This is a genomic window from Paenibacillus sp. FSL R7-0333, from assembly GCF_038000365.1.
GTDB lineage: Bacteria > Bacillota > Bacilli > Paenibacillales > Paenibacillaceae > Paenibacillus_AQ > Paenibacillus_AQ silagei.
On sequence record NZ_JBBOBZ010000001.1, the window covers coordinates 6,186,174 to 6,212,615 of the forward strand.

At 52.7% G+C, this 26,442-nt stretch carries 21 protein-coding genes; 6 read left to right on the forward strand and 15 right to left on the reverse strand.

What is annotated here, in order from left to right:
• Positions 1-27 precede the first annotated feature (27 nt).
• From MKY86_RS26170 to MKY86_RS26205, 8 genes are all read right to left on the reverse strand, one after another.
• Entirely contained in the window at positions 28-1,575 is a 1,548-nt protein-coding gene (locus MKY86_RS26170; protein WP_076081980.1) for a response regulator transcription factor, read from the reverse strand.
• A 206-nt stretch (positions 1,576-1,781) separates the two neighbouring features.
• Positions 1,782-2,225 (reverse strand): hypothetical protein, encoded by a 444-nt coding sequence (locus MKY86_RS26175; protein WP_340827585.1) that lies wholly within the window; start codon positions 2,223-2,225, stop codon positions 1,782-1,784.
• A gap of 178 nt (positions 2,226-2,403) precedes the next feature.
• Positions 2,404-3,807 (reverse strand): ADP-ribosylglycohydrolase family protein, encoded by a 1,404-nt coding sequence (locus tag MKY86_RS26180; RefSeq protein WP_076085640.1) that lies wholly within the window; start codon positions 3,805-3,807, stop codon positions 2,404-2,406.
• Positions 3,808-3,810: 3 nt separating this feature from the next.
• On the reverse strand, positions 3,811-4,767 hold the full coding sequence (locus MKY86_RS26185) for a nucleoside hydrolase (RefSeq protein WP_076085637.1): 957 nt from the start codon (positions 4,765-4,767) through the stop codon (positions 3,811-3,813).
• A 255-nt stretch (positions 4,768-5,022) separates the two neighbouring features.
• The gene (locus MKY86_RS26190; protein WP_076085634.1) at positions 5,023-5,961 is read right to left on the reverse strand and encodes an ABC transporter permease; all 939 of its coding nucleotides are present in this window, start codon (positions 5,959-5,961) and stop codon (positions 5,023-5,025) included.
• Positions 5,958-7,004 carry an ABC transporter permease gene (locus MKY86_RS26195; RefSeq protein ID WP_036731087.1) on the reverse strand — a complete coding sequence of 349 codons (1,047 nt, stop codon included), beginning with the start codon at positions 7,002-7,004 and terminating at the stop codon, positions 5,958-5,960. The genes MKY86_RS26190 and MKY86_RS26195 overlap by 4 nt, the downstream gene beginning before the upstream one ends.
• Complete coding sequence (locus MKY86_RS26200; RefSeq protein WP_076085631.1) at positions 6,997-8,559, reverse strand: ABC transporter ATP-binding protein; 1,563 nt, start codon at positions 8,557-8,559, stop codon at positions 6,997-6,999. The genes MKY86_RS26195 and MKY86_RS26200 overlap by 8 nt, the downstream gene beginning before the upstream one ends.
• A 41-nt stretch (positions 8,560-8,600) precedes the next feature.
• A complete protein-coding gene (locus MKY86_RS26205) occupies positions 8,601-9,740 on the reverse strand; it encodes a BMP family ABC transporter substrate-binding protein (RefSeq protein ID WP_076085628.1) in 1,140 nt (379 codons plus the stop codon).
• 326 nt (positions 9,741-10,066) lie between these two features.
• Between MKY86_RS26205 and MKY86_RS26210 the strand changes: the two genes are divergently transcribed.
• The 3 genes from MKY86_RS26210 to MKY86_RS26220 all read left to right on the forward strand — a co-directional run bounded on the left by MKY86_RS26210 (position 10,067) and on the right by MKY86_RS26220 (position 13,838).
• Positions 10,067-10,822 carry an AraC family transcriptional regulator gene (locus tag MKY86_RS26210; protein WP_076085625.1) on the forward strand — a complete coding sequence of 252 codons (756 nt, stop codon included), beginning with the start codon at positions 10,067-10,069 and terminating at the stop codon, positions 10,820-10,822.
• Between the two features lie 200 nt (positions 10,823-11,022).
• On the forward strand, positions 11,023-13,263 hold the full coding sequence (locus MKY86_RS26215) for a helix-turn-helix domain-containing protein (RefSeq protein WP_076085622.1): 2,241 nt from the start codon (positions 11,023-11,025) through the stop codon (positions 13,261-13,263).
• A 185-nt stretch (positions 13,264-13,448) separates the two neighbouring features.
• A complete protein-coding gene (locus MKY86_RS26220) occupies positions 13,449-13,838 on the forward strand; it encodes a hypothetical protein (protein WP_076085619.1) in 390 nt (129 codons plus the stop codon).
• 266 nt (positions 13,839-14,104) lie between these two features.
• On the opposite strand, the gene MKY86_RS26225 is transcribed toward MKY86_RS26220, so the two are convergent.
• The 4 genes from MKY86_RS26225 to MKY86_RS26240 all read right to left on the reverse strand — a co-directional run bounded on the left by MKY86_RS26225 (position 14,105) and on the right by MKY86_RS26240 (position 17,903).
• The gene (locus tag MKY86_RS26225) at positions 14,105-14,293 is read right to left on the reverse strand and encodes a hypothetical protein (RefSeq protein WP_143803899.1); all 189 of its coding nucleotides are present in this window, start codon (positions 14,291-14,293) and stop codon (positions 14,105-14,107) included.
• Positions 14,294-14,356: 63 nt separating this feature from the next.
• On the reverse strand, positions 14,357-15,958 hold the full coding sequence (locus MKY86_RS26230) for an extracellular solute-binding protein (protein WP_076085614.1): 1,602 nt from the start codon (positions 15,956-15,958) through the stop codon (positions 14,357-14,359).
• A gap of 148 nt (positions 15,959-16,106) precedes the next feature.
• On the reverse strand, positions 16,107-17,000 hold the full coding sequence (locus tag MKY86_RS26235; protein WP_036700398.1) for a carbohydrate ABC transporter permease: 894 nt from the start codon (positions 16,998-17,000) through the stop codon (positions 16,107-16,109).
• Between the two features lie 36 nt (positions 17,001-17,036).
• Positions 17,037-17,903: an ABC transporter permease gene (locus MKY86_RS26240; protein ID WP_339314977.1), complete on the reverse strand. Its 867-nt coding sequence runs from the start codon at positions 17,901-17,903 to the stop codon at positions 17,037-17,039.
• 569 nt (positions 17,904-18,472) lie between these two features.
• Between MKY86_RS26240 and MKY86_RS26245 the strand changes: the two genes are divergently transcribed.
• The gene (locus MKY86_RS26245) at positions 18,473-19,354 is read left to right on the forward strand and encodes a helix-turn-helix transcriptional regulator (protein ID WP_076085611.1); all 882 of its coding nucleotides are present in this window, start codon (positions 18,473-18,475) and stop codon (positions 19,352-19,354) included.
• Between the two features lie 50 nt (positions 19,355-19,404).
• Here the strand turns inward: MKY86_RS26245 and MKY86_RS26250 are convergent, their stop codons facing one another.
• Together MKY86_RS26250 and MKY86_RS26255 are read right to left on the reverse strand one after the other, a co-directional pair.
• Complete coding sequence (locus MKY86_RS26250) at positions 19,405-22,470, reverse strand: glycoside hydrolase family 2 TIM barrel-domain containing protein (RefSeq protein WP_076085608.1); 3,066 nt, start codon at positions 22,468-22,470, stop codon at positions 19,405-19,407.
• Between the two features lie 108 nt (positions 22,471-22,578).
• Positions 22,579-22,971: a MerR family transcriptional regulator gene (locus MKY86_RS26255; RefSeq protein ID WP_076085605.1), complete on the reverse strand. Its 393-nt coding sequence runs from the start codon at positions 22,969-22,971 to the stop codon at positions 22,579-22,581.
• Positions 22,972-23,128: 157 nt separating this feature from the next.
• On the opposite strand from MKY86_RS26255, the gene MKY86_RS26260 reads away from it, so the two are divergent.
• Positions 23,129-24,049, forward strand: a complete 921-nt coding sequence (locus MKY86_RS26260; RefSeq protein ID WP_076085602.1) for an aldo/keto reductase — start codon at positions 23,129-23,131, stop codon at positions 24,047-24,049.
• A 178-nt stretch (positions 24,050-24,227) separates the two neighbouring features.
• Positions 24,228-25,208, forward strand: a complete 981-nt coding sequence (locus MKY86_RS26265) for a serine hydrolase domain-containing protein (protein ID WP_076085599.1) — start codon at positions 24,228-24,230, stop codon at positions 25,206-25,208.
• A 143-nt stretch (positions 25,209-25,351) separates the two neighbouring features.
• On the opposite strand, the gene MKY86_RS26270 is transcribed toward MKY86_RS26265, so the two are convergent.
• Complete coding sequence (locus MKY86_RS26270) at positions 25,352-26,311, reverse strand: carotenoid biosynthesis protein (RefSeq protein ID WP_076085596.1); 960 nt, start codon at positions 26,309-26,311, stop codon at positions 25,352-25,354.
• Positions 26,312-26,442 lie beyond the last annotated feature (131 nt).

Genomic DNA, 26,442 nt, shown 5'->3' on the forward strand with positions numbered 1-26,442 from the left:
GACAAAGCCCCACTTTGTGGGGGTATTTTAGAGCTGTTTATTGTTGTGGGCATTCTTGTACACCGAAGGTGATGAACCCACCTTATTCTTGAACTTGTCGATGAAATAATCGGTATTGGAAAAGCCCACCTGCACCGCGATATCCGATATCTTGAGCTGGGTGCGCTTGAGCAGGCTTTTGGCCGCTTCGATCCGCTTCTCATTCAGATAATCGCTGAAGCTGCGCCCCGTCTCCTTGCGGAACAACTGGCCCAGATAGGCAGAATTCATGTGGAACTGCCTGGCGAGGTCCTGGAGCTGCAGCTTGCTGCGGAATTCCAGATCTACGTATTGAATCACGTTATAGATGGTGTTCCCCTCGTTATTAGCCCGCAGCTCGGTGAGGTACGCTGCGGTCTCCAGGCAGAGCCGGTCCACATACAGGCTAAGCTTGTAATAGTCCGTGAGTCCGCCCAAGTTGCCGTACTCCTTGTGCATCGCACACATGATCTGGTCGGGGTCTCCCTGCATCTCAGCAATACTCCGGCATAAGGTCATCTCCAGATGGGCTACCTCAGCTTGTGCAGCGTCAATACTCACCCTCTTGGCGGTCATGGCTGCGAAGGCTTCCCTGGCAGCGGCCCGGATTCTCTCAGGCACGCCTTCCTTCACCTCATCCAGCACACGCGTAAAGTGCCCGTCAGTGAATTCGGGAGACAAGCGGGCCGTACGCAGATCGTTGTAGTAGAAAATTCCGCCCCGCTCCTTCCGGTATTTAAGCCCCCAGACCTCAAGCGTCTGGGTGTACAGCTCCTGGACGGCGCGCAGTCCGTTCCCCCGGCCGCTGATCATTACAGCCACCGGTACCCCCAGCTTCGCTGACTGCACCTTCTGCACCTGAGCGGCTGCTGCCTCCAGCGCTTCCGTGGACAGTCCGGCTGAGCGAATCAGAAGCCCGGCCCTTCCGGCCGGGTCCTGGAAGACATAGCCCAGGTGATCCGGGAAGCCTTCGGTATCCCCTTCATTCAGGCTCACCGTACCTGAACCTGATATGGCAGCAGCAAGTATGCATTGCAGCTCTGTATCAGGCTGAAGCCCCAGCAGACCGCAGGCGGCGTGCTCCAGCTCCTCACTCCAATCCCCCTGGACACAACGGCTGATCAGATTATGCACCAGAATATTATGCTTCTTCCGCTCCTCTAGTCTGGAAGCGGTTTCAAAACGGATAATAGCTCGGATCTTCCCGAGCAGCTCCCCGATCTCCTCATCATCCACCGGCTTCAGCAGGTAGCCGTCCACCTTGTGGCGCAGCGCAGTCCGGGCATAGTTGAAATCGTCATACCCGCTCAGGATCACGAACCGGGGCGGCGGGTCCACCGTCTCCTTCACGGCCGCAATCAGCTCCAGGCCGCTCATCACCGGAAGGTTGATATCCGTCAGCAGCAGATCCGGCCTGTGCTCCCGGATCAGCCGCAGCGCCTCTCCGGCGCTAAGCGCTTCAGCGCATACCTCGAATCCGGCTTTCGCCCAGTCCACCATCGTCCGGAGTCCTTCCAGAACCCAGGGTTCATCGTCCACAATCATGACTTTCAGCATGAGCTCCGCTCCCCTCTCCATAATCAAAATTTGGTAAGTAATAGAATTACAAGTAATGCTAACATACAAGTTTAATCCTGTGAATGTTAAGTTAAGCGAGGCTTTCTTTAAACGAAACAGGGAAGTCCGCAGCCAGTATGATCTGGCTGTAGACTTCCCTGTTATCAACTTACCTTCTTAGCGGCATATTGTAATCGGTTTTTCACCTACATTCGGCAAACTTTCCTTCCCATACGAGAACAAAATGCCTGCGGCATCCCCATTGTGATCGGTTTTTCGACCACATTCGGCCCACACGCCTCTGCCGCACCGAATGTGGTCGGTTTTTCGACCATATCCGGCCCACACGCCTCTGCCGCACCGAATGTGATCGGTTTTTCGACCATATCCGGCCCACACGCCTCTGCCGCACCGAATGTGATCGGTTTTTCGACCATATCCGGCCCACACGCCTCTGCCGCACCGAATGTAGTCGGTTTTTCGACCATATCCGGCCCACACGCCTCTGCCGCACCGAATGTGGTCGGTTTTTCGACCACATTCGGCCCACACGCCTCTGCCGCACCGAATGTAGTCGGTTTTCCGACCATATCCGGCTGTTCGGTGAAATCAGCGAAGTCATTCCTATTACTGATCCAGAATATAGTCATCCTGCCGATGCTCCAAGACACTTACCCCCAACTTTATGCACAACTTATCCGCATCGGATGTAAATCATAATTTCCTAAACGACAAAAAAGCCGCCCAACCGCACCGGATGTTTTCCCCTGAAAACATCCGGTGCGAGGCGACTTCATAAAAAGTGCTCAAATATAATTAGTATCTGTATTATCCCTGTTTCGCTTCCCCCAGCTCCGCCCGCAGCTTCAGGAACACCTGATAGCTCCGCTCCGCGACCTCAGAGATGGCGATCGGGTGGAAGCCCGGCAGATCCGCATACAGCAGATCGTTCAGCGGTGCGGTCCACTTAACCGGCAGCTTGGCAGCCCCCAGCTTCGCTCCCATAATGGAGCCGACGGTGGCCCCGTTGCAGTCGGTATCCATTCCGGCCGATACGGAGGTGACCACCGCTTTCTCGAAGTCATCGCCGCCGTAGATCAGCGAGGCCGCCACAATAGCAGCGTTGTTGTTCGTATGCACCGGGTCGTAATGGCTGAACTCGTTCCAGAGGGTGCTGACCAGCTCACGCTCACTGCCTGCCTGCTGTGCAATTTCAACTCCCCGCAGCACATCTTTAGCCAATCTGCTCGTCTGCGGAATCTCACTCAGGCCGATCTGGACAATCTCCTGATTGCTGAGGCCTGCGAAAGCTGCTGAGATCATTGCTGCATTGAACATCTCGCCGTAGATCCCGTTCTTCACATGCGAGAAGGAGGCATCCCGCCAGCCCAGCTCTGCCGCTAATTCGGGATGTCCGGCCGCTCCATAAGCCAGGGCATCCGCGCGGATCGCCGCACCGATCCATTCCCGGTACGGATTCAGATGCATCCGTACCCGCTCCTGCCGCAGCGGCCAATCCGCCGGCTTCTCTCCGTGCAGATGGGAGGTCTCCTGAGCGAAGTTCATATAGGCCTGTGTCTCCGCCGTACAGACCTGACTGTAGGTCAGATGCCCGTGCCACAGCTTGCCGATATCCCAGGAATCCCAGTTCAACCCTTTTTGCTCCAGCAGCATCAGGCCAAGCACGGTATAACGAATATCGTCATCGCTCTCCATGTAGCTGATCTTCTCACGCGTGCTGGTGAATGACCAGTCGCTTAAACCGAGGCCGTATTCCTCGCGGGCGGTAGAGAACTCCGGGGTATAGCCGGTAATCGGCCAGGCATCGGCACCGCGGAACCACAGCTCGATATTCTCCCAGCCGGTCCGGCCATCCTTCCCGTACAGATAGTCCCAGTATTCCAGCGGCTTGCCCAGCGCGCAGCCTACACTCCGCCCGAGCCAGGCCCCGTAGAACCTGTCTCGCCACTGGTCCGGCGTCCAGTCCACCGCAAGCTTGCGCGGACCTTCCGGACGGAGCTGCCTGATCCCCGCCAGATCCGAAGGCTCCTTATAAGGAAAATCAGCGGATACAGGAAGTGCCATCAGCTCCCGGTATACCTCCATCAGCTTGTCCTCATCGCTCCCGGCCGCATCCAGCTTCTCCGCCAGACTGCCCGGCTGGCAGCCTTCCTCGATCCGCTGCTGCAGCTCGAACCTTACCGTCTCCTGCAGACGTTCCCAGCCCGCCATCCGTTAGGATTCTCCTGCCGGAGACCCCAGCTGCCGGTCTAACCGTTCCAACGAATCGAACAGCAGCTTGATGAAGGCTTCGCGGTCTACACCAAGCAGTACCTCCGTATTCGCAGGCTGGTCCGGCTTCTTGCGGCGGTCCGCCACAGTCATGCCGCGGGTAAGCTTGCCTTCGGTCTCTACGGTTACATACAGGTGCTCGGATTCGAACAGCTCCGGGTGCAGCAGCCAGGCAATGGCGCAAGGGTCATGCAGCGCATTGCCGACAAAGCCCATTTTCTTCCCGTAGATCGAATAGAAATCCAGCAGCTCACCGACCATGACGGACACGGGACCGCGCGTCTTAAGCTCCTGAATCTCCTCTTCGAAGATCGCCGCTTTATCTGTCACATCCAATCCGCTCATGACAATCGGAATGCCGGATTCGAAAACGATCCGCGCCGCCTCCGGGTCTACATAAATATTGAACTCCGCTGTCCGGGTCACATTGCCGTAAGCCAGTCCGCCGCCCATCAGGGAGATCTTCTCGATCCGCTCCTTCACTTCCGGGTAAGCGGTAATCAATAGGGCGATATTCGTCAGCGGAGCGGTAGGCACCAGGGTGATCTTCTCTTCCGAGGCGCGGATAATCTCCAGCATGAATTCTACTGCCCCCTGCTCTACGGGCTTGAATTTGCTCGCCGGCAGCGCCGGGCCATCCATGCCGGACTCCCCGTGGGCTTCCTCTCCGGTAACAAGCTTGCCCAGCAGCGGCGCCGCAGCGCCCTTGGCTACCGGAATATCTGCATTTACAAAGCTGAGAATCTTGAGGGCATTGTCGGTAATTTTATCCAGAATCTGGTTGCCGCCAACGGTTGTAATCCCCCGGATATCCAGCTCTCCCGGATGTGCCAGCGCAAGCAGAATGGCAATCGCGTCGTCATGCCCCGGATCGCAGTCAATAATGATAGGTGTTGGCATCGTTGTCGCTCCCTTTGATTAGTTGTGAATGGCTAGATAAGACGCACTTAAGAGTTGAACTTGAAGCTTGGTCGAAGCTGCGGTGAACATTTGGACTTCCGGCCGCTGTTGTCACCAGATTTCTTGATTTTGAACCGCTCTTCGCGGTAGAAATCCGGTGACAAAGGCGGACGCTATCGCTCCTACAGTTCCAAATTTCCCCTCCGCTTCTTTTTGCTTTTCGCTAATTTCTTTCGTGTGCCTTATCTACCTTGTTTATTTCGTAACAGTAGCCTTAAGCTTCTTATTCTTCTTCCGTGTCTCCGAGACCGCATAGATAATCAGACCGATCACCGTTGCCACATAAGGCAGCGTAGCGATCAGCTCCGCCGGAATCTTCAGCACCTGCAGGGCATTGGATAACGCGTCAGCTGCGCCGAAGAGCAGCGAGGTCAGCGCTGTGCCCACGGTGGTGCTCCGGCCCATGGATTCAGCGGCGATGGCAATCCAGCCCCGGCCGGCAATCATATCGCGGGTGAACAGCGACAGGTAGCCCATCGACATATAGGCTCCGCCCAAGCTGGCGAAGAAGCCGCTGAGCAGCAGCGCGCTGTACTGGATGCGGACCACACTGACGCCCACTGATTGGGCCGCATGCGGATTCTCGCCTACGGAGCGGATTCGCAGTCCAAGCGGTGTACGGTTGAGCAGATAATAGACTACGAGCACTGACAATATAGAGAAATACGTCAGAATGTGGTGCCCCGACAGAATCGGGCCCAGCACCGGAATATCCTGCAGGAGCGGAATATCTATACTCGGCAGCACTTTACTCGCCAAGGAGGTGGAAGAGCCTTTGTCACCGCTCAGCAGATACAGAATAAATACCGTACCGCCGGAAGCGAACATATTGATCGCCACCCCGCCGAGAATAATGTGGGTCTTGAACTTTAAGGTGAAAAAAGCCAAAATGCCCGCAATCAGCGTTCCCGACAGCACCGCCCCAAGCAATCCCACCCAGGCGCTCTGCGTATAGGCGCTCACGATAACCCCGGCCAGCGCCGAGACCAGCATGATCCCTTCCATCCCGATGTTGATGATTCCGGCACGGTTCGAGATCAGCGCCCCCAGTGCAGCGAACAGTATTGGCGTGGTTACACGCAGGACAGAGAAGGCAAAATCCGTCGTCAGAATGACATTCAGCAGACTGTTCATGCTTCCTTCGCCTCCTTCAGCAGCATGCGGTTCTTCCAGAACTTGAGGAACTGCTCCGCGGATATCAGCAGAATAATCACAGCCTGGATAATCGAGATCATCTCGGACGGCACATCGGAGAGGCGCGACATCATATCGGCGCCAATGCGGATATAGGCCAGGAAGAGCGCCGAGACAATGACGGAGAACGGATTATTCTTGGCCAGCATGGCCACCAGTGCACCATCCATACCGTAGCCCGGTAAGGAGGTCCACTGAAACCGGCTGTACATCCCGAGCACCTCCACCGAGCCGCCCATACCGGCAATGAAACCGGCGATCAGATGGACCAGAATGATCACCTTGGCCGTCTTCATGCCTGAATAACGGGCGAAGTCCCGGTTAACCCCGGTCATCCGCAGCTCATAGCCCCATTTGGTCCGGTAGAGGAACAGATGAGCGAGCACAATGAGCACCAGCACAATAATAAGTCCGGTATGAATCCGCGTCCCTGCAAACAGCTTGCTGAGCTGGGCCGTTTTCTCGAATTTAAAAGAAACATTGGCGAAGGCCTTGGCGTCCCGCAGATGATAGTTCAGCAGGTACAGCCCGACCCCAAACAGGATGTTATTGAACATCAGCGAGGTAACCAGCTCATTGGCGTTCCACTTCGCTTTGAGAATACCGGGGATGGCTGAGAGCAGTGCCCCTACGATTGAGCCCGCAAGAATCGCCACTACCGGATGGAACCAGCTGTTCAGGCTGAGATGAATCGCCAGCGCAGTAGTCACGACACCGGAGAAATAGAAGATCCCCTCCGCTCCCAGGTTGAACATATTGGCCCGGAACAGCAGGGAGACCGCAAGGCCGGTGAACATCAGCGGAATCGCCATTTCAATGACGTTGCCGATATGGCCCTTCGTGGACAACGGCTCCCAGAGGAAGATTCCGATCGTCTTCACCGGGTGGTCACTGACCAGCGAGATGATCAGGAACGCGATAATAAGTGCAATGACGATGACCGCCGCTGTGCGGATCGCCTCGAAATATTTGACTTTAAACATGATATGCGGCCCTCCCGGTCTGCTCTTTGTCCTGCCGGTTAATTCCCAGCATGTAGAGCCCCAGCTCTTCCTCACCGACTGCTGACGGATGTTCGAAATAGGCCACAATCTGGCCCTCATACATCACGAGAAGACTGTCGCTCAGCTCCAGAATTTCATTCAGATCCGCTGATACCAAGAGCGTGGCACAGTTTGCCGAGCGCAGCTCCAGCAGCTTCTGGTGAATGAACTGGGCAGCCCCGATATCCACGCCCCGGGTCGGCTGCTCGGCGATCAGCAGCTGCGGATTCGTGGAACACTCCCTGGCTACGACTACCTTCTGCATGTTACCGCCGGACAGCATACCGATCGGCTGCTGCGGGCCGGAGCAGCGCACCTTGAATTCCTCGACCAGCGCAGAGGCCAGCGCAGCAATTCTGGACCCGTGCAGGAAAGGCCCTTTATTCATATCCTTCTGACGGTAGCGCGTGGAGATCAGATTGTCGGCAATGCTGGCTTCTCCGGCAGAGCCCTGGCGCATCCGGTCCTCAGGGATATAGGATACCCCCAGGTTGCGGATGTCCAGAATATCCAGCTCACGGATGTCCTTCCCCTTCACCTGTACCGACCCGCTGCCTCCAACTCCGCGCAGGCCGCCGGTCAGCGCCTCGATCAGCTGTGTCTGTCCGTTCCCTTCAACGCCGGCGATGCCGACAATCTGGCCTTCACGGACCGAGAAGCTGAGCTCGGAGAGCAGCGCTTTTCCCTGGCTGTCTGAGACGCTCAGCCCTTCCACTGTAAGCACCGGCTTGCCGTAGGGAAGATCGCTTTTGTCATACTTCAGCACCACATCCCGCCCGACCATCAGCCGCGAGATCTCCTGCTCCGTTACTTCCTTGGTCTCGAAGACGCCTTCACTCCGGCCGCCGCGCATGATGGTAATCCGGTCACAGATGGCTTTGACCTCCTTCAGCTTGTGCGAGATGAACACAATCGTGTGTCCCTGCTCCTTAAGCTGCTGCAGCTCATGGAACAGCTCCTCCGTCTCCTGCGGAGTCAGCACTGCCGTTGGCTCATCGAGAATGAGAATCTTGGCACCGCGCACCAGCGCCTTCAGAATTTCCACCTTCTGCTTCATGCCGACACTCAGGTCCTCCACCTTCGCCTTGGCATTCACTGAGAGATTATATTTACGTGCAGTTGCTTCCGTCAGGCGTACGGCCTCTGCATAATTGAAGCCAACGCCCTTCTTCGGCTCCATACCGAGCACCATATTCTCCGCCACCGTAAAAGAAGGCACCAGCATGAAATGCTGATGCACCATCCCGATACCTCGGTCAATCGCGTCCTGCGGGGACTGCAGCTTCACTTGTTCTCCCCGGATGTAGAGCCCGCCTTCGCTTGGGCTCTCCATTCCGAACATAATTTTCATCAGAGTCGATTTACCGGCTCCGTTCTCACCCGCAATCGCATGGATCTCGCCTTCGCGCAGGGAGAACTCAACGTCCTTGTTGGCAACCACACCGTTCGGATACACTTTGGTGATTCCCCGCATTTCCAGCAGAGCATTTGCCATGGGTCATCAACGCCTTTCAACCAAAGATTCTGTTCATGTCCTTAAGGTTTAACAGCATTACGGATGGCTTCCACTTCAGAAGTCTCCATACCCATTGCGTTATCCACCTTAATTTCCTTATTGATCAGCTTCTGCTTCACTTCTTCAATCTTGGTCTGCAATTCCGCCGGGAATGCCGCCTTGTAGATCTCGTTCTCGGCAATGCCTACGCCGTCTTCGACGAAGCCAAGCACATCGCGTTTACCCATTTCAAGCGTGCCGTCCTGCAGTTTCTTCACTGCGCCAAGGATGGCCGAATCAATCTTTTTAATCGCAGAAGTAACGATCAGGTTGGCTTTCACACTATCCGTATCCTTCAGCAGCATCGCCTGGTCAGAATCGACGCCGATCGCATATTTGTTCTTTTCCTTCGCTGCATCGAAGATGCCAAGGCCCGTACCGCCCGCTACGTTGAAAATAATATCCACACCCGAGTTATACTGGATCAGCGACAATTCCTTGCCCTTGGCAGGGTTCACGAAATCTCCGGCATAAGAGACCGCTACCTTCACTTCCGGATCCACATACTGTGCTCCCTGAATGTATCCGACCAGGAAGGCATTGATGCCGGGAATGTCCATTCCGCCCAGGAATCCGATCACATTGTCCTTGTTGGCATTAGGCATATCAGACTGGGTAGCAAGCGCCGCAGCCGCTCCGGCCAGGAAGGAGACCTCATTGGTCGAGTAAGACATATTGTACATATTGGCAGGCGCTTCCTCGATGTCGGTGTCATAGTTAATGAATTTTTTATCGGGATTTGCTTCTGCCGTTGCATTGAACATTTCTGTAATTTCCGAGCCGCCGGAGATGACAACATCCCAATCCTCAGCAGCGATATCATTAAAAGTCGGCTCCCATTTCGTCTTGTCAGCGCCCATTTCCACGACCTTCGTTTCTGCGCCAAGCTCGCTTTTCACCTTCTGCAGACCATTGTTCGCCGCATCAAAAAACGACTTATCGCCCAGCGTCCCCGGAATCAGCAGCACCACCTTGAGCTTGTCCCCCGCAGCCGCGCCGCCTTCCTCATTCGTTCCCGGAGTTGCTGTCGCACCATTCCCGTTCCCGGACTTGTTGTTTCCGCACGCAGCGACCAGTACCATAACTGCCAGCAACATTAAAGTGAGCATTTTCTTTTTCATGTTCTAAGTTCACACCCCTATTTGTAATAGATCCACCCTGCTGAATAGCATAAAATCCCAATTACACGTTTTGTTGGTCCCATCGAATCGGGCAGCATGAATAAGCGACTGTTGAAATTCTGAAAATAAGCATTTTACTCTGAAAACCAAACATTTCATGTTACATTTCGCTAAAAAACCGTAAAATATCCGAACAAGATGGCCAGTCCAGTTGAGAATCTTCGGTTTTATTGATAAGATCATATCAAATGAAAACATAAATATTTATATATTTTCGGTCATGTTTTTGTACGATTCGGCTAAATGACGATCAAGGGAGGCTCATCATGGATCGTGTCCTATATATTGTAAATGCAGAACATGAAGCAGGTACCTATATCCCTCCGCACCAGCATGAGTGCTTCGAGCTTGTCTATTACATCCACGGTCAGGGCACCTGCAGCATCGGCCAGCGCAGCTATCACTTCCGGCCCTCTACCTTCGCCCTCATTCCGGCCGGCTTCAAGCATGATGAGAATCATCAGCCCAGCCCGGAGGTGCTGTTCGTCGGCTTCCACTGCGGCAATCCGGTGATCAATTCGCTGTCCGGTGTGTTTGACGATGATAAAGAGCACACAGTGCTACAGACCCTGCAGCGGATGAGCGCTGAGTTCAAGCGCAAGCGCGACGGGTTCAGCGAGCTGCTGAATCTGCAGATGAGTGAAATTACCGTCTATCTCCAGCGGCTGCTCAGCGCCTCCGATTTCCATTCCCCGGCAGAGGATCAGATGCAGTATGTGCTCAATTATATGAACGAGCATTACCGCCACAAGCTCTCGGTGGCCTCGCTGGCAGAGATGTCCGGTTACAGCTACGACCGCTTCCGGCATCTGTTCAAGGAGCGGTTCATGCACTCTCCCCACCGTTATCTTTTACTAAAACGCCTGGATTATGCCAAGTCCCTCCTCCTGCACAGCCAAATGCATATTTCCGAGGTCTCGGCTGCAGCCGGATTCGTCAACGACGCCCAGTTCTGCAATATGTTCAAACGGGAGATCGGCCTCTCCCCGCGCACCTTCCGCATTCAGAGCAGAGTCATATAGGGAATAGTCCCCTCCCCTGTCACAAGTAGCTTTTGTACACGAATCTTGCATTTGTTCACTGCGCAGGGGTCCAGCCTGTTCACAGTTATAAGCTTGTTCTACTGTCCTGTTCATAGGCTGGAGCTTATAATCGTACTATGAACATTTACGACAAGGACGGTACCCGCAAGAATACACAGTGAGTCAGGGGGCTACTTTGGATGAGACTGAACAAGATCGGCAATCAACGGGCATTGTACAGCAGACTGCTAGTTAGCATTACACTTTGCGTCTCCTTAACCTTTCTGGTCTCCACCATCATTTATTACAACTACTATATCGGCGTAGAAAAGAAACAGACCTTCCAGTCCGACCTCGGCAACCTCACACAGACCAGCCGTGAGGTCGTGAACATGACGGATGCTGCGCAATCGCTTTCTTTTCAAATCTACCGCAACAGCACCATCTCCAAAATCGTGTTCTACGATAAGCCGGACATCTACGATGTCACCGCCGCCATGTCCGAGCTGGGCAACTATCTAAGCTCCATGCCTTATATTGAATCCATCTATGTATATAATCCCAAGGGCGGGCAGCTGTATGTTGCCTCCTCCCATGGTCAGAACGGTGTGTATACCGAGAAGGAGCTGGTCGATACCTCCATTCTGGATATCCTGAGCCACTATCAGAACTATAAGGCGTTCACTCCCATTCCTAGAGTCTATTCCAACGGCGCACTGGAGAACGATCAGGTCCGTGCCTACACCTTCCTGTGTCTGGATGCGATCGGCTGGGATCGGGCCATTAATTCGGCGGTGATTGTGAATATTTCGGCTCCGTGGATCAACAAAGAGATCGCCAGCCCGGCGGATTCCACCAGTGCGACCTATATTCTGGATGATCAGGGCGCCTTCCGCTCCAGCAACAGCCTGAAGCAGCAGGAGCTGACCCCGGAGGAAGCAGGATTCATCGAGCAGCGGATCAAGGGCCGGGAGGCCGGGTATTTCATCGCTCCCTTCGGGGGCGTGAACTCGCTGATCTCTTATACGGCACCGGATGATTTAAGCTGGCAGTATGTACGAATTACGCCGTATGAGATCATTACGAAGCAGACCAACAACATCCGCAACACCACCTTGCTGATCGCAGGTCTGGTGCTGGTGGCCGGCATCGGCCTCTCCTGGATCATGTCCAGAAGCCTCTACCTGCCGATGAACCGGATTGTCAGCGAGATGCATATTCTGGAGACCGAGAAGCGCGACAGCATGTTCATGATCCGGCAAAATACACTGCGGGACCTGATCCTCGGCCTGAAGCCTTTGCAGTCCATGCAGCAGGTAGAGAAGCTGCGCCAGCTCGGCATTCATTTCACCTTCAATGATGATTACCGGCTGATCCTGCTGCGGATTGACCGTTACCGGGAGTTCCGGGAAGCCCGTTCCTCTTATCTGCTGGCCTCCAAATTCGCCATTATGAACATCGCCTCCGAGATCTGCGGCCAGACCTACCGCGTGGAGACTGTGGATATGAACGATGACGGGATTCTGGTGCTGCTGAACATTATCGATCCCGTGGAATATACGGATACCGGCCTAATCGAAGCCCTGCTCCGGCAGATTCAGCAGGCCTGCTCCGACTATCTGAAGATCAGCCTTACGCTGACCTACAGCCATATTGACCGTAATGCCAGCCAGCTGCATCAGCTCTATCAGCAGGTCCGCGAGGCGTCGAATCACCGCCTGTTCTATGGGCATGGCTGTATCCTGAATGCCCGGGACATCTGTGCGCTAGAGTCCAGCACTTATCATTATCCGGCGGACAAGGAGAAGAGGCTAGCGGATGCGCTGCTGAGCGGCAAGCTGACGGACGCCGCCGAGCAGTTCAGCGCGATGATCCGCGAGACCGGAGCCTTCCCTTACCAGACCGCCCAGTTAACCGTGTCCAGGCTCAGCGTCACAGTTAGAGAGATCGTGAACACTATCCAGAAACGTAACCGCTTACAAATTGATGGAATGGCCGAGCTGCCGAGCCTGGACGCTATCGAGACGATAGAGGAGCTCGAGGAGGCCTTCACCGCCCTCTTCCATACTCTGCAGGAGCAGCTGGCCGGCAAAAAGAACACCAAGCAGCACGACCTCATCTGCCAGATCAACGCCAAGATCAATGAGGATTACATGAAGCCTCATCTGAGCCTGAACCAGATCGCCGATGAACTGGACATGTCACCCATCTATATCAGCCGACTCTACAAGCAGCAGACCATGAACAGCATCGTCGATGTCATCCTGGAGGTGCGGATGCGCGAAGTGTGCGCCTTGCTGGAGAACACCGACCTGCCCGTCACCGCGATCGCCGAGCGCTGCGGCTTCACCAGCAGCTCCTACCTGCACCGGATGTTCAAGCGCAGCTTCGGTACAACGCCTACCGATTATCGCCGTTTGAAAAGTGTGCGGACTCTATAAATCGTATTTGTAAGTTTTCGAACTGGGGCCGTGGCCCCAGTTTAGATTCAACTTGTTAAAATTTTCACAATTGAAAATGTTAAAAAACACGATATACTAAAATCACATAAGATTGGTTTGCTAACTGAGGAAATTGTACAGCAAGCAAAAATCATATCTTCTTATTTATCCGGGAGGTGTCTTTTTTGGAAGACGTTATTAATTTTGTCCAAGCTTTCAAAGGTCTGGAGGAGCGGATCGATGAATTTATTAATGAGGATTCATTCCTGGAATATTTAGAGGGATCAGAAGCAGTTGTTGAAGGAGGAGCTTATGTTTGGTCCAAATTAAAACCTGCTGAAATTAGTAAACAGGATCACATTAACTCAGATTATATGAATTTAGCAGAAGAGGTCAGAAATGTTTTGACAAATGAACACAGTCCGCATATTGAAAAGTTTGAACGGAGTTGTGCCATAGTATTAAACTATATTCGGCAAGACACTCTGCTGTGGGTTCCTGGACTGAAAAACGTAATTGAAAATATAAAATCAGAACTGGACTTACAGCAATTTTTCATAGAATTGACTCGATAGCACACTTTATCATCCATGGTACAGTAACGCTTTGGTGGAACACCAAGCCTTCTTTTAATCGCTTTGGTGGAACACCAAGCTTTCTTTTGTCCGCTTTGGTGGAACACCAAGCCCTTCTCCGTGTGCACGGAGAAGCTAGGGTACGCTTCACCTCAAGCCCGTCTCCAGATTCGTGGAGACGGGCTCTTCTGCTCTCCCCACCTGCCACGGAGGCTGTAGGGCTGACGCGGCAAGAGGGCCGGGGTTGACGCAGGTGTGCCCAGCGCTTAAACAGCGGAGAAAACGGAATGAATGTGGAGAAGCGGAGCGTTCGCCTTTGTGTCCGGATTTTCACCGCTAAGGTAGAATAAATAAAAATCCGGACACAACAGCGATCGGAACATCGTTCCGTTTTCGGAGCGTCCACCCAAGCGCCATCGCCACTCCAGCACCAGCACCAGCACCCACTCCAGCACCCACTCCAGCTCCCGCGCACACAAAAAGCCCCAAAAGCCATTCGGCTCCCGGGGCTCCCCTCATTATTTTAGACCTTTTTCAGCAACATAAGCCTCCCACTGCTTCGTCCACTCCGCCTGAATCTTCTCCAGGCCCGCCTGCTTGGCCTTCTGCATGAAGGTCTCCAGGCCCTTATCCACATCATCCACCAGTCCGGCCTCCAGCGGGAACAGGTACTGCTTCTCTACCTGCTCAAGCGCAGCCTTCTCTGCCTGATAAGAGCTGTAGTCCTCGGCGAAGCCCAGGAACAGGTCCGGCTTCTGGATTTTATCCAGCTCATCAAAGATCGCCTTGACTCCGTCAAATCCCTTGTCAAACAGCATGAACTCCGGATTTCTCCACGCCCAGCCGTTCATGCCCTCACGGGTGAAGCCATTGGAGGTACTAGTGCCGACCAGCTTATAATAGCCGTCTTCTACCGTGTAGTTCTTGCCTTCAATGCCGTATTGCGTCAGCTGATTATACCGTTTGTCGAGCACCATCTTCTGATAGAAGGCAAGTGCCCGCTCCGGGTTCTTGCTGCTCTTCGGAATAGCGAACCCGTTGTGAATCGGATGTACAGGGGTCGCATAGCCGGTAGTTAAGCCGAAAGGAGAATACGCCAGCTCCCAATCCGGATGAGTCGTGCTGATCTTCATCTTCATATCATTGAACCGGTTAGGATTGTCCCCGAACATGCTGGCCGCTTTACCTGAAGTGACCGGGTCCTGCATCGTATCCTTAATATTCAGTACATTCTTTGGAATGAAGCCTTTATCGGCCCAGCGCTTCATCATCTTCAGCTCTTCTTTTTGCTCATCGGAGCCCCAGTAGGAGTAGACCGTGGACGGAGAATCATATTTCACACCCATGCCGTACGGCAGCGCGCCGACCATTTTATGCAGCTCCGTATAGATATAATGGAGATTGTTACCCACATCGCTATTGAGGGACATCGGCATCATATCCGGCTCGTTTTTGACAATGCCGTCCATGTAAGCCTCATAGCTGGCCAAGTCCTTGGGCTCCGGGAGATTGTATTTCTTGCGCAGATCCTCACGGTAGACGAACCCGTTGGTTACATACTCCTTGAAGGTCGCAGGAACCGTGTAGATTTTACCGTCAACCTTAACATCCTCCCACATTTTCTCAGGGACGAACTTCTGCAGCTCGGGTGCCGCCTTAGGCAGCAGATCATCCAGTGCCAGGAAGGCACCGCGCTTCGCATAGGATTGATATTGCGTCCAGTCTGCCGTAAAAATCAGATCTATCGCCTGCCCGGAGGACAGCAGCAGCTTATACTTCTGATCCCAATCCGTCCAACTGGTGAAGTTGAACTTCACCGTGGCGTTCAGGTCCGCTTCAGCCATTTTGTTAACCTCCGCCTGGATGGCCGGAAGATCCTTAGGAGCATCGCCGAGCATATAGAATTGCAGCTCCACCTTCTTCGAGGTGTCGATCCCGGTATCCGCTGCCGGAGCAGCTCCCTCTGATGCAGCCGGTGTGCCGGTATTTCCGTCTTTTCCGGTATTACCGGCGCTGCCAGTGTTGCCGTTGTTCCCCCCGCCGCAGCCGGCCAGGAGCGTTAGAGCGAGCAACCCCGTTGTAAGCGTAACCAAAGATCGTCTGCCTGCTTTCTTTCTCATGAATGAACCCTCCTAGAATTTGTTGTAAGCCCACGCTTCCCCGCTGCCCTCGTACAGTTCTCTACCCGGAAGCATACCATCCTTGTGTCTAACTCTATGTTAGCCGATATAGCAGATGTACGGTAAAGGTACAGTCTGCCAGCCGGTTCTAACCTTTGACCGCTCCGATCGTCAGCCCCTTCACGAAATAACGCTGGATGAACGGATACAGGAACAGAATCGGTCCTGTGACCACAATCGCCATCGCCATCTTGGTGGATTCTGTCGGCAGATCACTGCCTAAGCTGACACCGGTACCCGCGCCCATATTGGCGATGAAGGAGGCTGAGTTGATGACATTGTACAAATGGAACTGCAGCTGATACTTATGCGGATCATTAATGAACAGCGACGAGGAGAACCAGTCGTTCCAGTAAGCCAGCGCAAGGAACAGGCCTACCGTAGCAATTCCGGGCATCGAGAGCTGCAGCACAATGCGCCAGTATATTTTGAAATCCCCCGCCCCGTCAATCTTGGCCGATTCGAACAGCTCCTCCGGCACCGCCGAGCGGATGAAATTCTTCATCAGAATAATCAGGAACGGCGTCATCAAACCGGGGAAAATCAGCGCCCCATAAGAATCGGTCAGATGCAGATACTTAGTGATCATAATGTACCAGGGCACCAGTCCCCCGCCGAACAGGGTCGTGAAGTAAATATAGAACGAAAAGGTATTGCGGTATTTGAAATCCTTGCGGGCCAGCACATATCCGGCCATCGTCATGAAGAACAGTCCCAGCGTCGTCCCCGTCACCGTAGTAAACAGCGTCACCCCATACGCCCGCAGTACCTCATCAGGGAAGGTGAATACCGTCTTGTAGCCCTCCAGCGAGAACTGCGCCGGTATGAAATGATAACCATCCTTGATGATGGACTCATTAGCCGTCAAGGAAGCCGAAATAATCAGCAGGAACGGAATCAGACAGGCTAAGGAGCCCAGTATAATTACCGTATAAGCTACTCCCTGCAATAGCCTGGTGTATGAGTCGTCTTTGATTTGCATGCTCTTTCTCTCCTTCCGCAGCAGGTTCCGCACAACCTAGAACAAGGCGTAATCGTCATTTATTTTACGGATGATATAGTTGACCGTCATAATCAGGATGAAGCCGAACAGCGATTGATACAGGCCGGCCGCCGTGGCCATCCCGACATCGAAGGTTACCTTGAGCGAGCGGAACACGTACGTATCCAGAATATCCGTTGTATTGTACAGCACCCCGTTATTGCCGATCAGCTGGTAAAAGAGGTCAAACTGCCCCTTCATAATACTCCCCAGCGAGAATAGTAGCAGCATGACGAAGGTCGATTTCAGCATCGGCACCGTGATATACCAGATCCGTTGAAAAATGTGGGCACCGTCAATTTTGGCCGCTTCATAATATTCCTCGCTGATGCCCGTGATGGAGGCCAGGTAGATGACCATGCTGTAGCCGAGATTTTTCCAGAGATAAAAGAGAATGATCAGGAAAATCCAGATGACCGGATTATTATAAACATCCACAGGATTCGCCCCGAACTGAGTCAGCAGCGTATTCAAGAAACCGTTATCATAATTGAACACATTGTAGACGATAACGCTAAGAATAACGAACGATACGAAATACGGCAGGAACATGACCGACTGGGTCAGCTTCTTGAACCACTTCACCCGCAGCTCGCTGAGCAGAATCGCACAGATAATCGCCAGCACATTCCCGAGTAAAATAAAAGCCAGATTGTAGCCGATCGTATTGAGCGTCAGCTTCACCAGCGTCCCGGACTTCCAGAGGAATTCAAAGTTCTTCAGCCCCACGAAGGGAGCATCGAACAGCCCGGAATTGAAATCAAACTGCGTGAACGCATAATAGACCCCAACCATCGGAAAATACGAGTTAATTAGAAAGAACAACAGCGTAGGCAGCAGCATCAGGAACAGAATCCGGTTATGGACCAGCTCATGCACGAAGCCCTTCTTCCTTGTCTTCCGGGTGCCGGACTCAAGCTGCGGGGACAGCCCGCCCGCTCCCTTCAAGGGAAGCTGGGTGACGAGCGGTATACCGGTCTTGCGTTTGCGGTGTCTCAAAGCCTTCACTCTCCTATGCCTATAGATAAGTTGCCGCGTCACTGGGTTCGAAGCCTCTGCCCTTGGGCCTTGATGGCCCCTGCGGCTTCGTGAAATCCAATGTATGACCTGAGTATAGAAGAAGCCTCCTGCGGCTGAACAGTGAAGCTTCGGGATATTCCTGTACTTTACGGCTAACCGCACTGTGCACTTATCATACATTTGTGCAGTAATCGCAAGTTCAACGCAAATAAGCCCCCGGAGTACTCCTTAAGGAGAAGAAACCGGGGGAATTCGGGTGGTCGCGCTGGACCTATCCACAGCCTTACGATTTAAACTTGCCTGTAATAAATTATAGGTGATATACTCTGGGAAATGTACTAATTCTCCAACCTAAACTTTCAATATCCAAACTTTCTTCAGGAGGCCAGCCCATGAACCCGCTTCTGTTCCGCATCCCTCCCCTGCCGCATTATATAGCCAGCGGCCTCAATCACTGCCAGCCTGGATATCAGCACCGGAGCCGCCAGCAGATCAAGGTATTTGACTTGCTCATTGTCCAGCAGGGATGCCTGTATATCGGAGAGGAGGAGCAGCGCTTCACCGTGAAGGCAGGCGATGCCTTGATCCTTCGCCCCGACTGCCACCACTTTGGAACCGAAGGCTGCAAGGAGGATACGGCCTATCACTGGCTCCACTTTCAGACCTTCCATGACCTGCCCGCCTTATCGGTGACAGGGTCCGCTTCCGGCACTCTGACTGAGACTACAGGAGAGCATCCCGCTTCTCTATTCGATATCAGCTCCTTCAATCTGGTGTTATCGCAGTTTGTTAACTTACTTCTGCCGGATAGAGCTTACGAGGTATTGGAGCAGCTCACGCAATTGCAGGCCACCGCCCACCTCGAAGCCGTCCGCTTCCGGCAGCAGCTCCTCTTCCAGGATCTTCTGCAGCAGTTGGCCGCTTCTGTGAACCCGGAGCACCGCAGCTCCCAAACCACCCTATGTGCCGAGCAGGCCGCCTCCTATCTCCGCACCCACTACCGTGAAGAGATTACAACCGCCATGCTGGGAGACAGCCTCAACTTCCATCCGGTCTATATCGCCCGTTGCATGAACAAGGTATATGGCTGTTCACCCATGGAATATCTGCTCCGCTACCGTATCGGACAGAGCAAGCTGCTGCTAATGCAGACCAGCTTCCCGATCTCCCGGATTGCCGGAGAGGTCGGCTTCAACCAATCCTCCTACTTCAGCTCCAGCTTCATGAAGCTGGAAGGGTTGTCGCCGCGCGAATACCGGCAGCGCTTCTCATGAAACAGGCCATCAGCGAAGGATACGCTGATGGCCTGTTTACTTAATGATGATTACGCCTCCGGCAATGCCGCCGTCAGCGTGAACTCGAATTCCAGCTGCTGACCCGCTGCGATCCGGTATTCCGGATGCACCGGCGCTCCCCAGCTGTCATCCCCGCCCACACCCATCTGCTGTGCCGCGAGGGTGACAACCGTGTAGTGCACCTTAGGCAGCTCATAAGCATGTGCTGCCTGCTCCAGCTCGAACGCTGTATACGGTGACAGCGTACATTCCAGCGGCTGTCCCGCAGCCGCCTGAACCTGCAGCCCATACCCCCGGCTGTCCGTGATGCTCACCTCACGGACGCCCGTCCGGTTGCCGGATTCCTGCGGCACCAGATACGGTGACGGCAGCTCCGTCACCTTACGCCGGAAGCGGGTGAGCCGCGCTCCATATGCGCGGTCACTGTAGTTCTCTTCCGGTCCGCGGGCATACCACTCGGAGGCCTCGTAGTCTGCCGACATCCGGAAGGATACCGCCACCACCGGCACATCCGGCAAGCCGTCTGCCCCGGTGTAGACCATCCGGACACGGACGCTGCCGTCGGCATGGACCGTGTATTCAATGCTTGCCTTCAGCTCACTGCTGATGCTGAAGGCATAGTCGAAGCTGACCGTAGCCCGGTCTGCTTCGGTGTGCAGGCTGACCGCCGTACACTGGCGGGCCAGACTGGCCGCGAACCAGCCGCCGGCATGGTACCCCAGCGCGGTCCCTTTGTCATTGTCGGTGGTGGCCCGCCAGAACAATGGAGCCGGCGGAGTCGCAATCATCTCACGCCCACCGTAGCAGAGCGACACCAGGGAGCCGGCCTGCTTGGAGAACAGGGCGGAGAAGTCGCGCCCGGTGACCCCGATATTTACATCCCCTTCAATGACGCCGAACTCCCCGGACGCAGGCAGCAGTGCCTTTTTCCCGCCTGCTGTTGCCCCGGCTGCTTCTACGCGGAACACATGCTCTCCATAAGCGGTCTCGAACCCGGAATCCGCCCATAGTTCAGCTTCCTTCAGCGTAAGGCTTACCGCCAGCGTGTACTCCCCTGGAGCTGAGGATACATCCGGCAGTTCCAACGGAATCCGTGCTTCCCCCTGCGCGGCCACATGGATCTCCTGCTGCCCCTTGAAGATCTCCCGTCCTTCTCTGAGCAACCTGAACTCCAGCAGCAGCCGCTCCGTTCCCTCGAACAGATTGCCGTTGATCACTGTCACGGCATCCGCTTCAGGAACAAGCCGGATGTTCTGGTAGAGGAACTTCACCTCCTGCATCTTCGGCGTAAGGGTCCGGTCAGCGAAGACAATCCCGTTGCCGCAGAAGCTGTAGTCCGTCGGCCGGTCAGCGAAATCCCCGCCATACGCCAGATACTCTTCACCGTACCGGTCCTTGGCTACCAGCGCCTGATCGATGTAATCCCAGATGAAGCCGCCCTGATAGAGCGGATAACGGCTCTCCAGCTCGATATATTTATGGAGTCCTCCAACCGAATTCCCCATAGCATGCATATACTCACAGCTGATATACGGCTTATCCGGCTGATTCTCCAGGTATTCCACAATGTCGGCGGGCTTGGCATACATCCGGCTCTCCATATCACTGCTGTCATTATATTTGCGGTTATGGAAGACTCCTTCATAATGCACCAGCCGTCCCGGATCAGCCTTGCGGAAGTAATGGGACACCTTGAGAATGACCTCACCTGCATACGATTCATTGCCGCAGGACCAGATCAGGATCGACGGATGATTTTTATCGCGCTCCAGCATCGATACCGCCCGGTCCATGACAATCCCCTCCCACTCCGGCTTATCCCCGGGAATGTTCCAGGACGGCTCAACGGCGCCCATCTTCTGCCACGAGCCATGGGATTCCAGATTCATCTCATCAATCACATACACCCCGTATTCATCACACAGCTCATACCAGAGCGTCTGATTCGGATAATGCGAGGTCCGCACTGCGTTGATATTATTCTGCTTCAGGATGATGATATCCTTAATCATATCTTCCCTGGAGATGTTCCGTCCTGTGCGGGGGTTGAACTCATGGCGGTTGACGCCTTTGAACATGATCCGTTGGCCATTCAGCAGCATCAGCTTGTCCTTCAGCTCGAACACGCGGAAGCCCGCCCGCTGCACAATCGCCTCCACCAGTTTCCCTTCGCTATTACATACAGAGATACAGACGTTATACAGGTACGGATTCTCCGCGCTCCACAGGAACACCTTGCCTGCATCCATACTCAGAGCCGCCTTGCCCGCCACAGCCCGTCCTTCTGCTGTCGCCACCACAGCGCCGGCCGCATTCTTCAGCTCCATTCGGATTACAGCTTCGGCCTCTGACGCCATGCGAAGTTCAGCCGTTAACTTGCCTTCCTCATAGGAAGCATCCAGCCCCGCCTGAATCCGCAGATCCTGTACATGCAGCTCAGGAACCGTATACAAATACACCTCACGAAAAATCCCCGAGAACCGCCAGAAATCCTGATCCTCCAGCCAGCTCCCCGTGCAGCGCTGATAGACCTCAACCGCGAGCTTATTGGCTCCTTCCTGCAGATAGGGTGTCAAATCGAATTCCGCAGGGGTGAAGCTGTCTTCGCTGTAGCCGACGAAGTGCCCGTTCAACCATACATAACAAGCCGCCTCTACCCCCTGAAAAGAAATAAAGACCGGTCCCTTCCCCATATTCTCCGGCACCTCAAAAAACTTCACATAGCTGCCCACCGTATTACTGCTCACCGGAATCTCCGGCGGTCTTACAGCATCCAGACCGTCCCAAGGGTACATCGTATTCGCATATTGCGGCCTGCCGTACCCCTGAAGCTGAATATGACCCGGCACCTGGATATCCCCCCAGCCTCTCGTATCATATTCCGTCTTATAGAAATCCTTAACACGAGCAGCCGCATTCGCCGCATAACTGAATTTCCAGTCTCCGTTCAGCGAGTGGCGCAGCGCCATGGGGGCTTGTCTCTCCGCTTCCTCCATCGTTCTATAATAGCGGTGGTCCGAATGCGCTTCCAACCGGTTCACCTTAAATACAGATACATCGCTTAGCCAATCCAGAATTGGTTCATTGCCTGACATTATAGTGTCCTCCTTCATCTTCTTGAAGTGAATCTGTTCCTTATTCTACCCAAAGTTTGCCCCGGCTCCAAGAAGCGGATCACAACTTCGGTGCAGATAACTTACTTTTCAGGTGGTTTTATGATTTCCGGAGGCTTTCGCTTCATTCTCAAGGGAGGCGAAATAAGCGATCTTATGGTCAATCTTCCGGGCAAAGCTCTGAAAGAACTTAATTTTCTCATCGATATGCTGTTTATGCTCCTGCAGCAGCTTGCGCTGATCGGGCAGACGGTCCCTGCCTTCCTGCGAGAACGCAATGAATTGCTTAATGTCCGCTATAGCCATTCCGGTATCCTTCAGGCAGCAGATTAGCGAGATCAGCTCCAGATCCTCATCATTGAAGCAACGGTTACCGTTCACATCCCTTGCCACAACCGGCAATACACCCTCCCGTTCGTAGTAACGCAGCGTATATTGGCTCAGTCCGCTTTTTTGTGCTATGGTTTTGATGCTGTATCCCATCATGCAGCTCCTTTCTGCCAACCATGGCTGGCTTCACCTATATGTAAAGGTAACACCAATCCGTTTCTATGAACAGCCACTCTATGATTCTATTGACTTACACCTAACTCTAAGGTCTAAGCTTACACTATACCTTCATTTAAGGAGTGAATAATTAATGGTAAAAAGAATTAATGTGGCTAACGGTACACTTGAGGTGTCCGAGATTTCACTCGGCTGTATGCGGATCGCTGATTTGTCTCCCAAAGAGGCTGAAGTCCATATCCACAGCGCCCTTGAGGTGGGGATAGACTTTTTCGACCATGCAGATATTTATGCCGGCGGCAAAGCGGAGGAAGTATTCGGGGATGTACTGGCCACAAATCCCGGCATGCGCGACCGGCTGATGATCCAGGCCAAATGCGGCATCCGTAACGGCTTCTTCGACTTCTCCAAGGAGCATATTGTCAGTTCCGTAGAGAATAGCCTGAAGCGGCTGCAGACCGATTATGTAGATGTCCTGCTCCTCCACCGTCCTGACACCTTGATGGAGCCGGAAGAAGTAGCCGAAGCCTTCGATGATCTGGAGCGCAGAGGGCTGGTCAAGCATTTCGGCGTCAGCAATCAGAACCCGCTGCAGATTGAGCTGCTGAAAAAGAATGTCAAGCAGCCCCTCCTCTTCAACCAGCTTCAGCTCAGCATCATGGTTACCGGCATGATTGATGCCGGCTTCAATGTGAACATGACCAATGCGGGTTCCGTAGTCCATGATGGTGGTATCCTGGAATACAGCCGCCTGCACGATATGACCATCCAGCCCTGGTCGCCGTTCCAATACGGCTTCTTCGAAGGCGTATTCCTCGGCAACGAGAAGTTCCCTAAGGTGAATGAAGTGATTAACCGTCTCGCCGCAGAAAAAGAGGTAACCGATACCGCCATCGCGACCGCCTGGCTGCTCAGACACCCGGCCAAAATGCAGCCGATTGTCGGCACCACCAACACTACCCGCCTGCTCGATATCGCCAAAGCTTCAAGCATCACCCTCAGCCGCGAGGAATGGTACGAGATTTACCGCGCAGCCGGGAATGTGCTGCCTTAAACCAGACCATCTATATGAAAGACCCGCAAATCTCCTCTTTAGAAAGGGGTTTGCGGGTCTTTTTGTATTTGCACCCATGACTTCAAGCAAGTTTTATAATAGGCTCTTGCAAAAAATTTTATATCATAATACGCTTTTCACAGACATCGATGTACTTATATTTAGAAGGAGAACAAGTATGAATAACAGAATTCTAGATTTCGAGAATCTGATTAAAACAGAGTATGGCAATATTGCAGGTATTGTAGTACTGCTCGGCAGCGAAAAGGTATATGAAGGCTATTTTGACGGCTACACCGCTGACGATCCGATCCATATTGCATCGGTGACGAAGAGCGTTGTGTCTGCACTGATCGGCATTGCCATAGACAAAGGCTATATTAAAAGCATTGACCAGAAAGTATTGGAATTTTTTCCTGATTACACGGTCAAACGCGGTGAAAAAACGATACAGAATATCACAATAAAAAATATACTGACAATGACCGCACCGTATAAATACAAGTCGGAGCCATATACAAAGGTCTATACCAGCGAGGACTGGACCAAAGCTGCACTGGACTTGTTGGGTGGCAAGGACGATCCTGGAGGATTCAAGTATTCCACAATCGGCCTACAGGTCCTGTCGGGAATCCTCACCAATGCAACCGGCCAATCTGTACTTGATTTTGCCACAGAACATCTGTTTAAACCACTTGGAATCAAAGCGCCCCCTAATGCAAATATACATTGTAAAGAAGAGTATTTGGCGTTCCTCAAAGATAAATTTGTTAATGGTTGGATCATAGATCCCAAAGGAACGAGCACCGCCGGTTGGGGACTTACCTTAACCCCCTTGGATATGGCAAAGATCGGTCAGTTATACCTAAATGAAGGTTTGTGGAACGGCAAGCGAATGCTATCCGCAAAATGGATCAAGGACAGTACCCAAGAAAACAGCCGATGGGGAGAGTTACCTTACGGGTATTTATGGTGGATTGTTAACAATGAGGGACAAGGTTGTTATGCGGCTTTGGGCGACGGCGGAAATGCGATTTACGTAAATCCCGACAAGAAAATCGTAGTTACGATTGCTTCCCGTTTCATGCCGCGTGCGAAGGACAGAATTGAATTGATTACAAAGTATATCCTACCGTTGTTTGAGCCGACAAAGGAGTAACCGACATCACCCTCAGCCGCGAGGAATGGTATGAGATTTACCGCGCAGCCGGGAATGTGCTGCCTTAACGAAGAAGGCAAAAAATACACCACCAGCTTTAGACGAAGAGTCTAAAGCCTGGCGGTGTTTTCTGTTTTCTTTAACTACCTCCCGATTGGACTTGCTTTTTTACCCATCTTATAAATTCCAATCCACGCTAACATTAATAAGATCTGAGCCAGAACAACCAGCCACAATACTTCTGTGAAACCTCCTATGAGGCAAAATATAGTGTTAACCAGGGGGAACCCTAAGAACGTAAACATGATCGGAAAATCTTTTTTGGGAGTGATTGAATAGTTAGCCTTCCGGTCCCAGAACTTGGTGAAAGCTAATGCTAAAACTCCGATTGTAATGACAGAAAGTGCAATCAACATCACCCATTGCATATTAGATTCTCTGGCGAAGAACGGCCCCATATAATTAAAGAAGTTGGATAAAGGTGAGAACATACAAGCCAATGACGCAAGGGCCGCCAAAAACGGATAAATATAACCCACGGTTTTACTATAGCCTTTCTTTTTATGCCACCATTCACCAATTAGAATAAAGACGGTCCAATATCCCGCGATATAAATCCATCCTGTAAAATTCATCACGGGCTCCCCGTAGATTTGAGGTTCACCGGCCAGCGGATAATAAGTCCATCTTGCAATGGTTCCATCCATGGTCTCAAAAATCTGTTTAACGGCCACCGGGTCGAGTGAAAAGTCAAACACCATCGCACTAAATCCCGTAATAAACGGTTTCGTCCAGGACGGTATATTTACAGACTTTAGCACACGCAAGGTGGAATAAATAATCAGGAACTCAATAATAGGGACAGTAATTGGTATGTTAAACAACATTAAAATACTGCGCCCATAGGCGTAGAACCCTTCCCCAAGCGATGAAGCCGTAATTTCAAAAACGGCGGCGTAAAAGAACACAAAACCTATAAATTGCAGTAAAACCGTTTTGGGATGTGTTTCCTTATCAAGGATATAGAACACCATTAGGACAGCAGCAATTAAGACAAGAATGTCTTGAATAACCCATACAGGCACTACAGTTATACTACCCATTTTCTTCCTCCAATTAATTTTATTTGAATCGAATGTTTAAATAAATTATAATATCATCATGTTAGTTAAACAACAGGCTGTTCGTTTGAATTATGTTAGTTAACATACAAATCCTATTTGATTTGTTCATT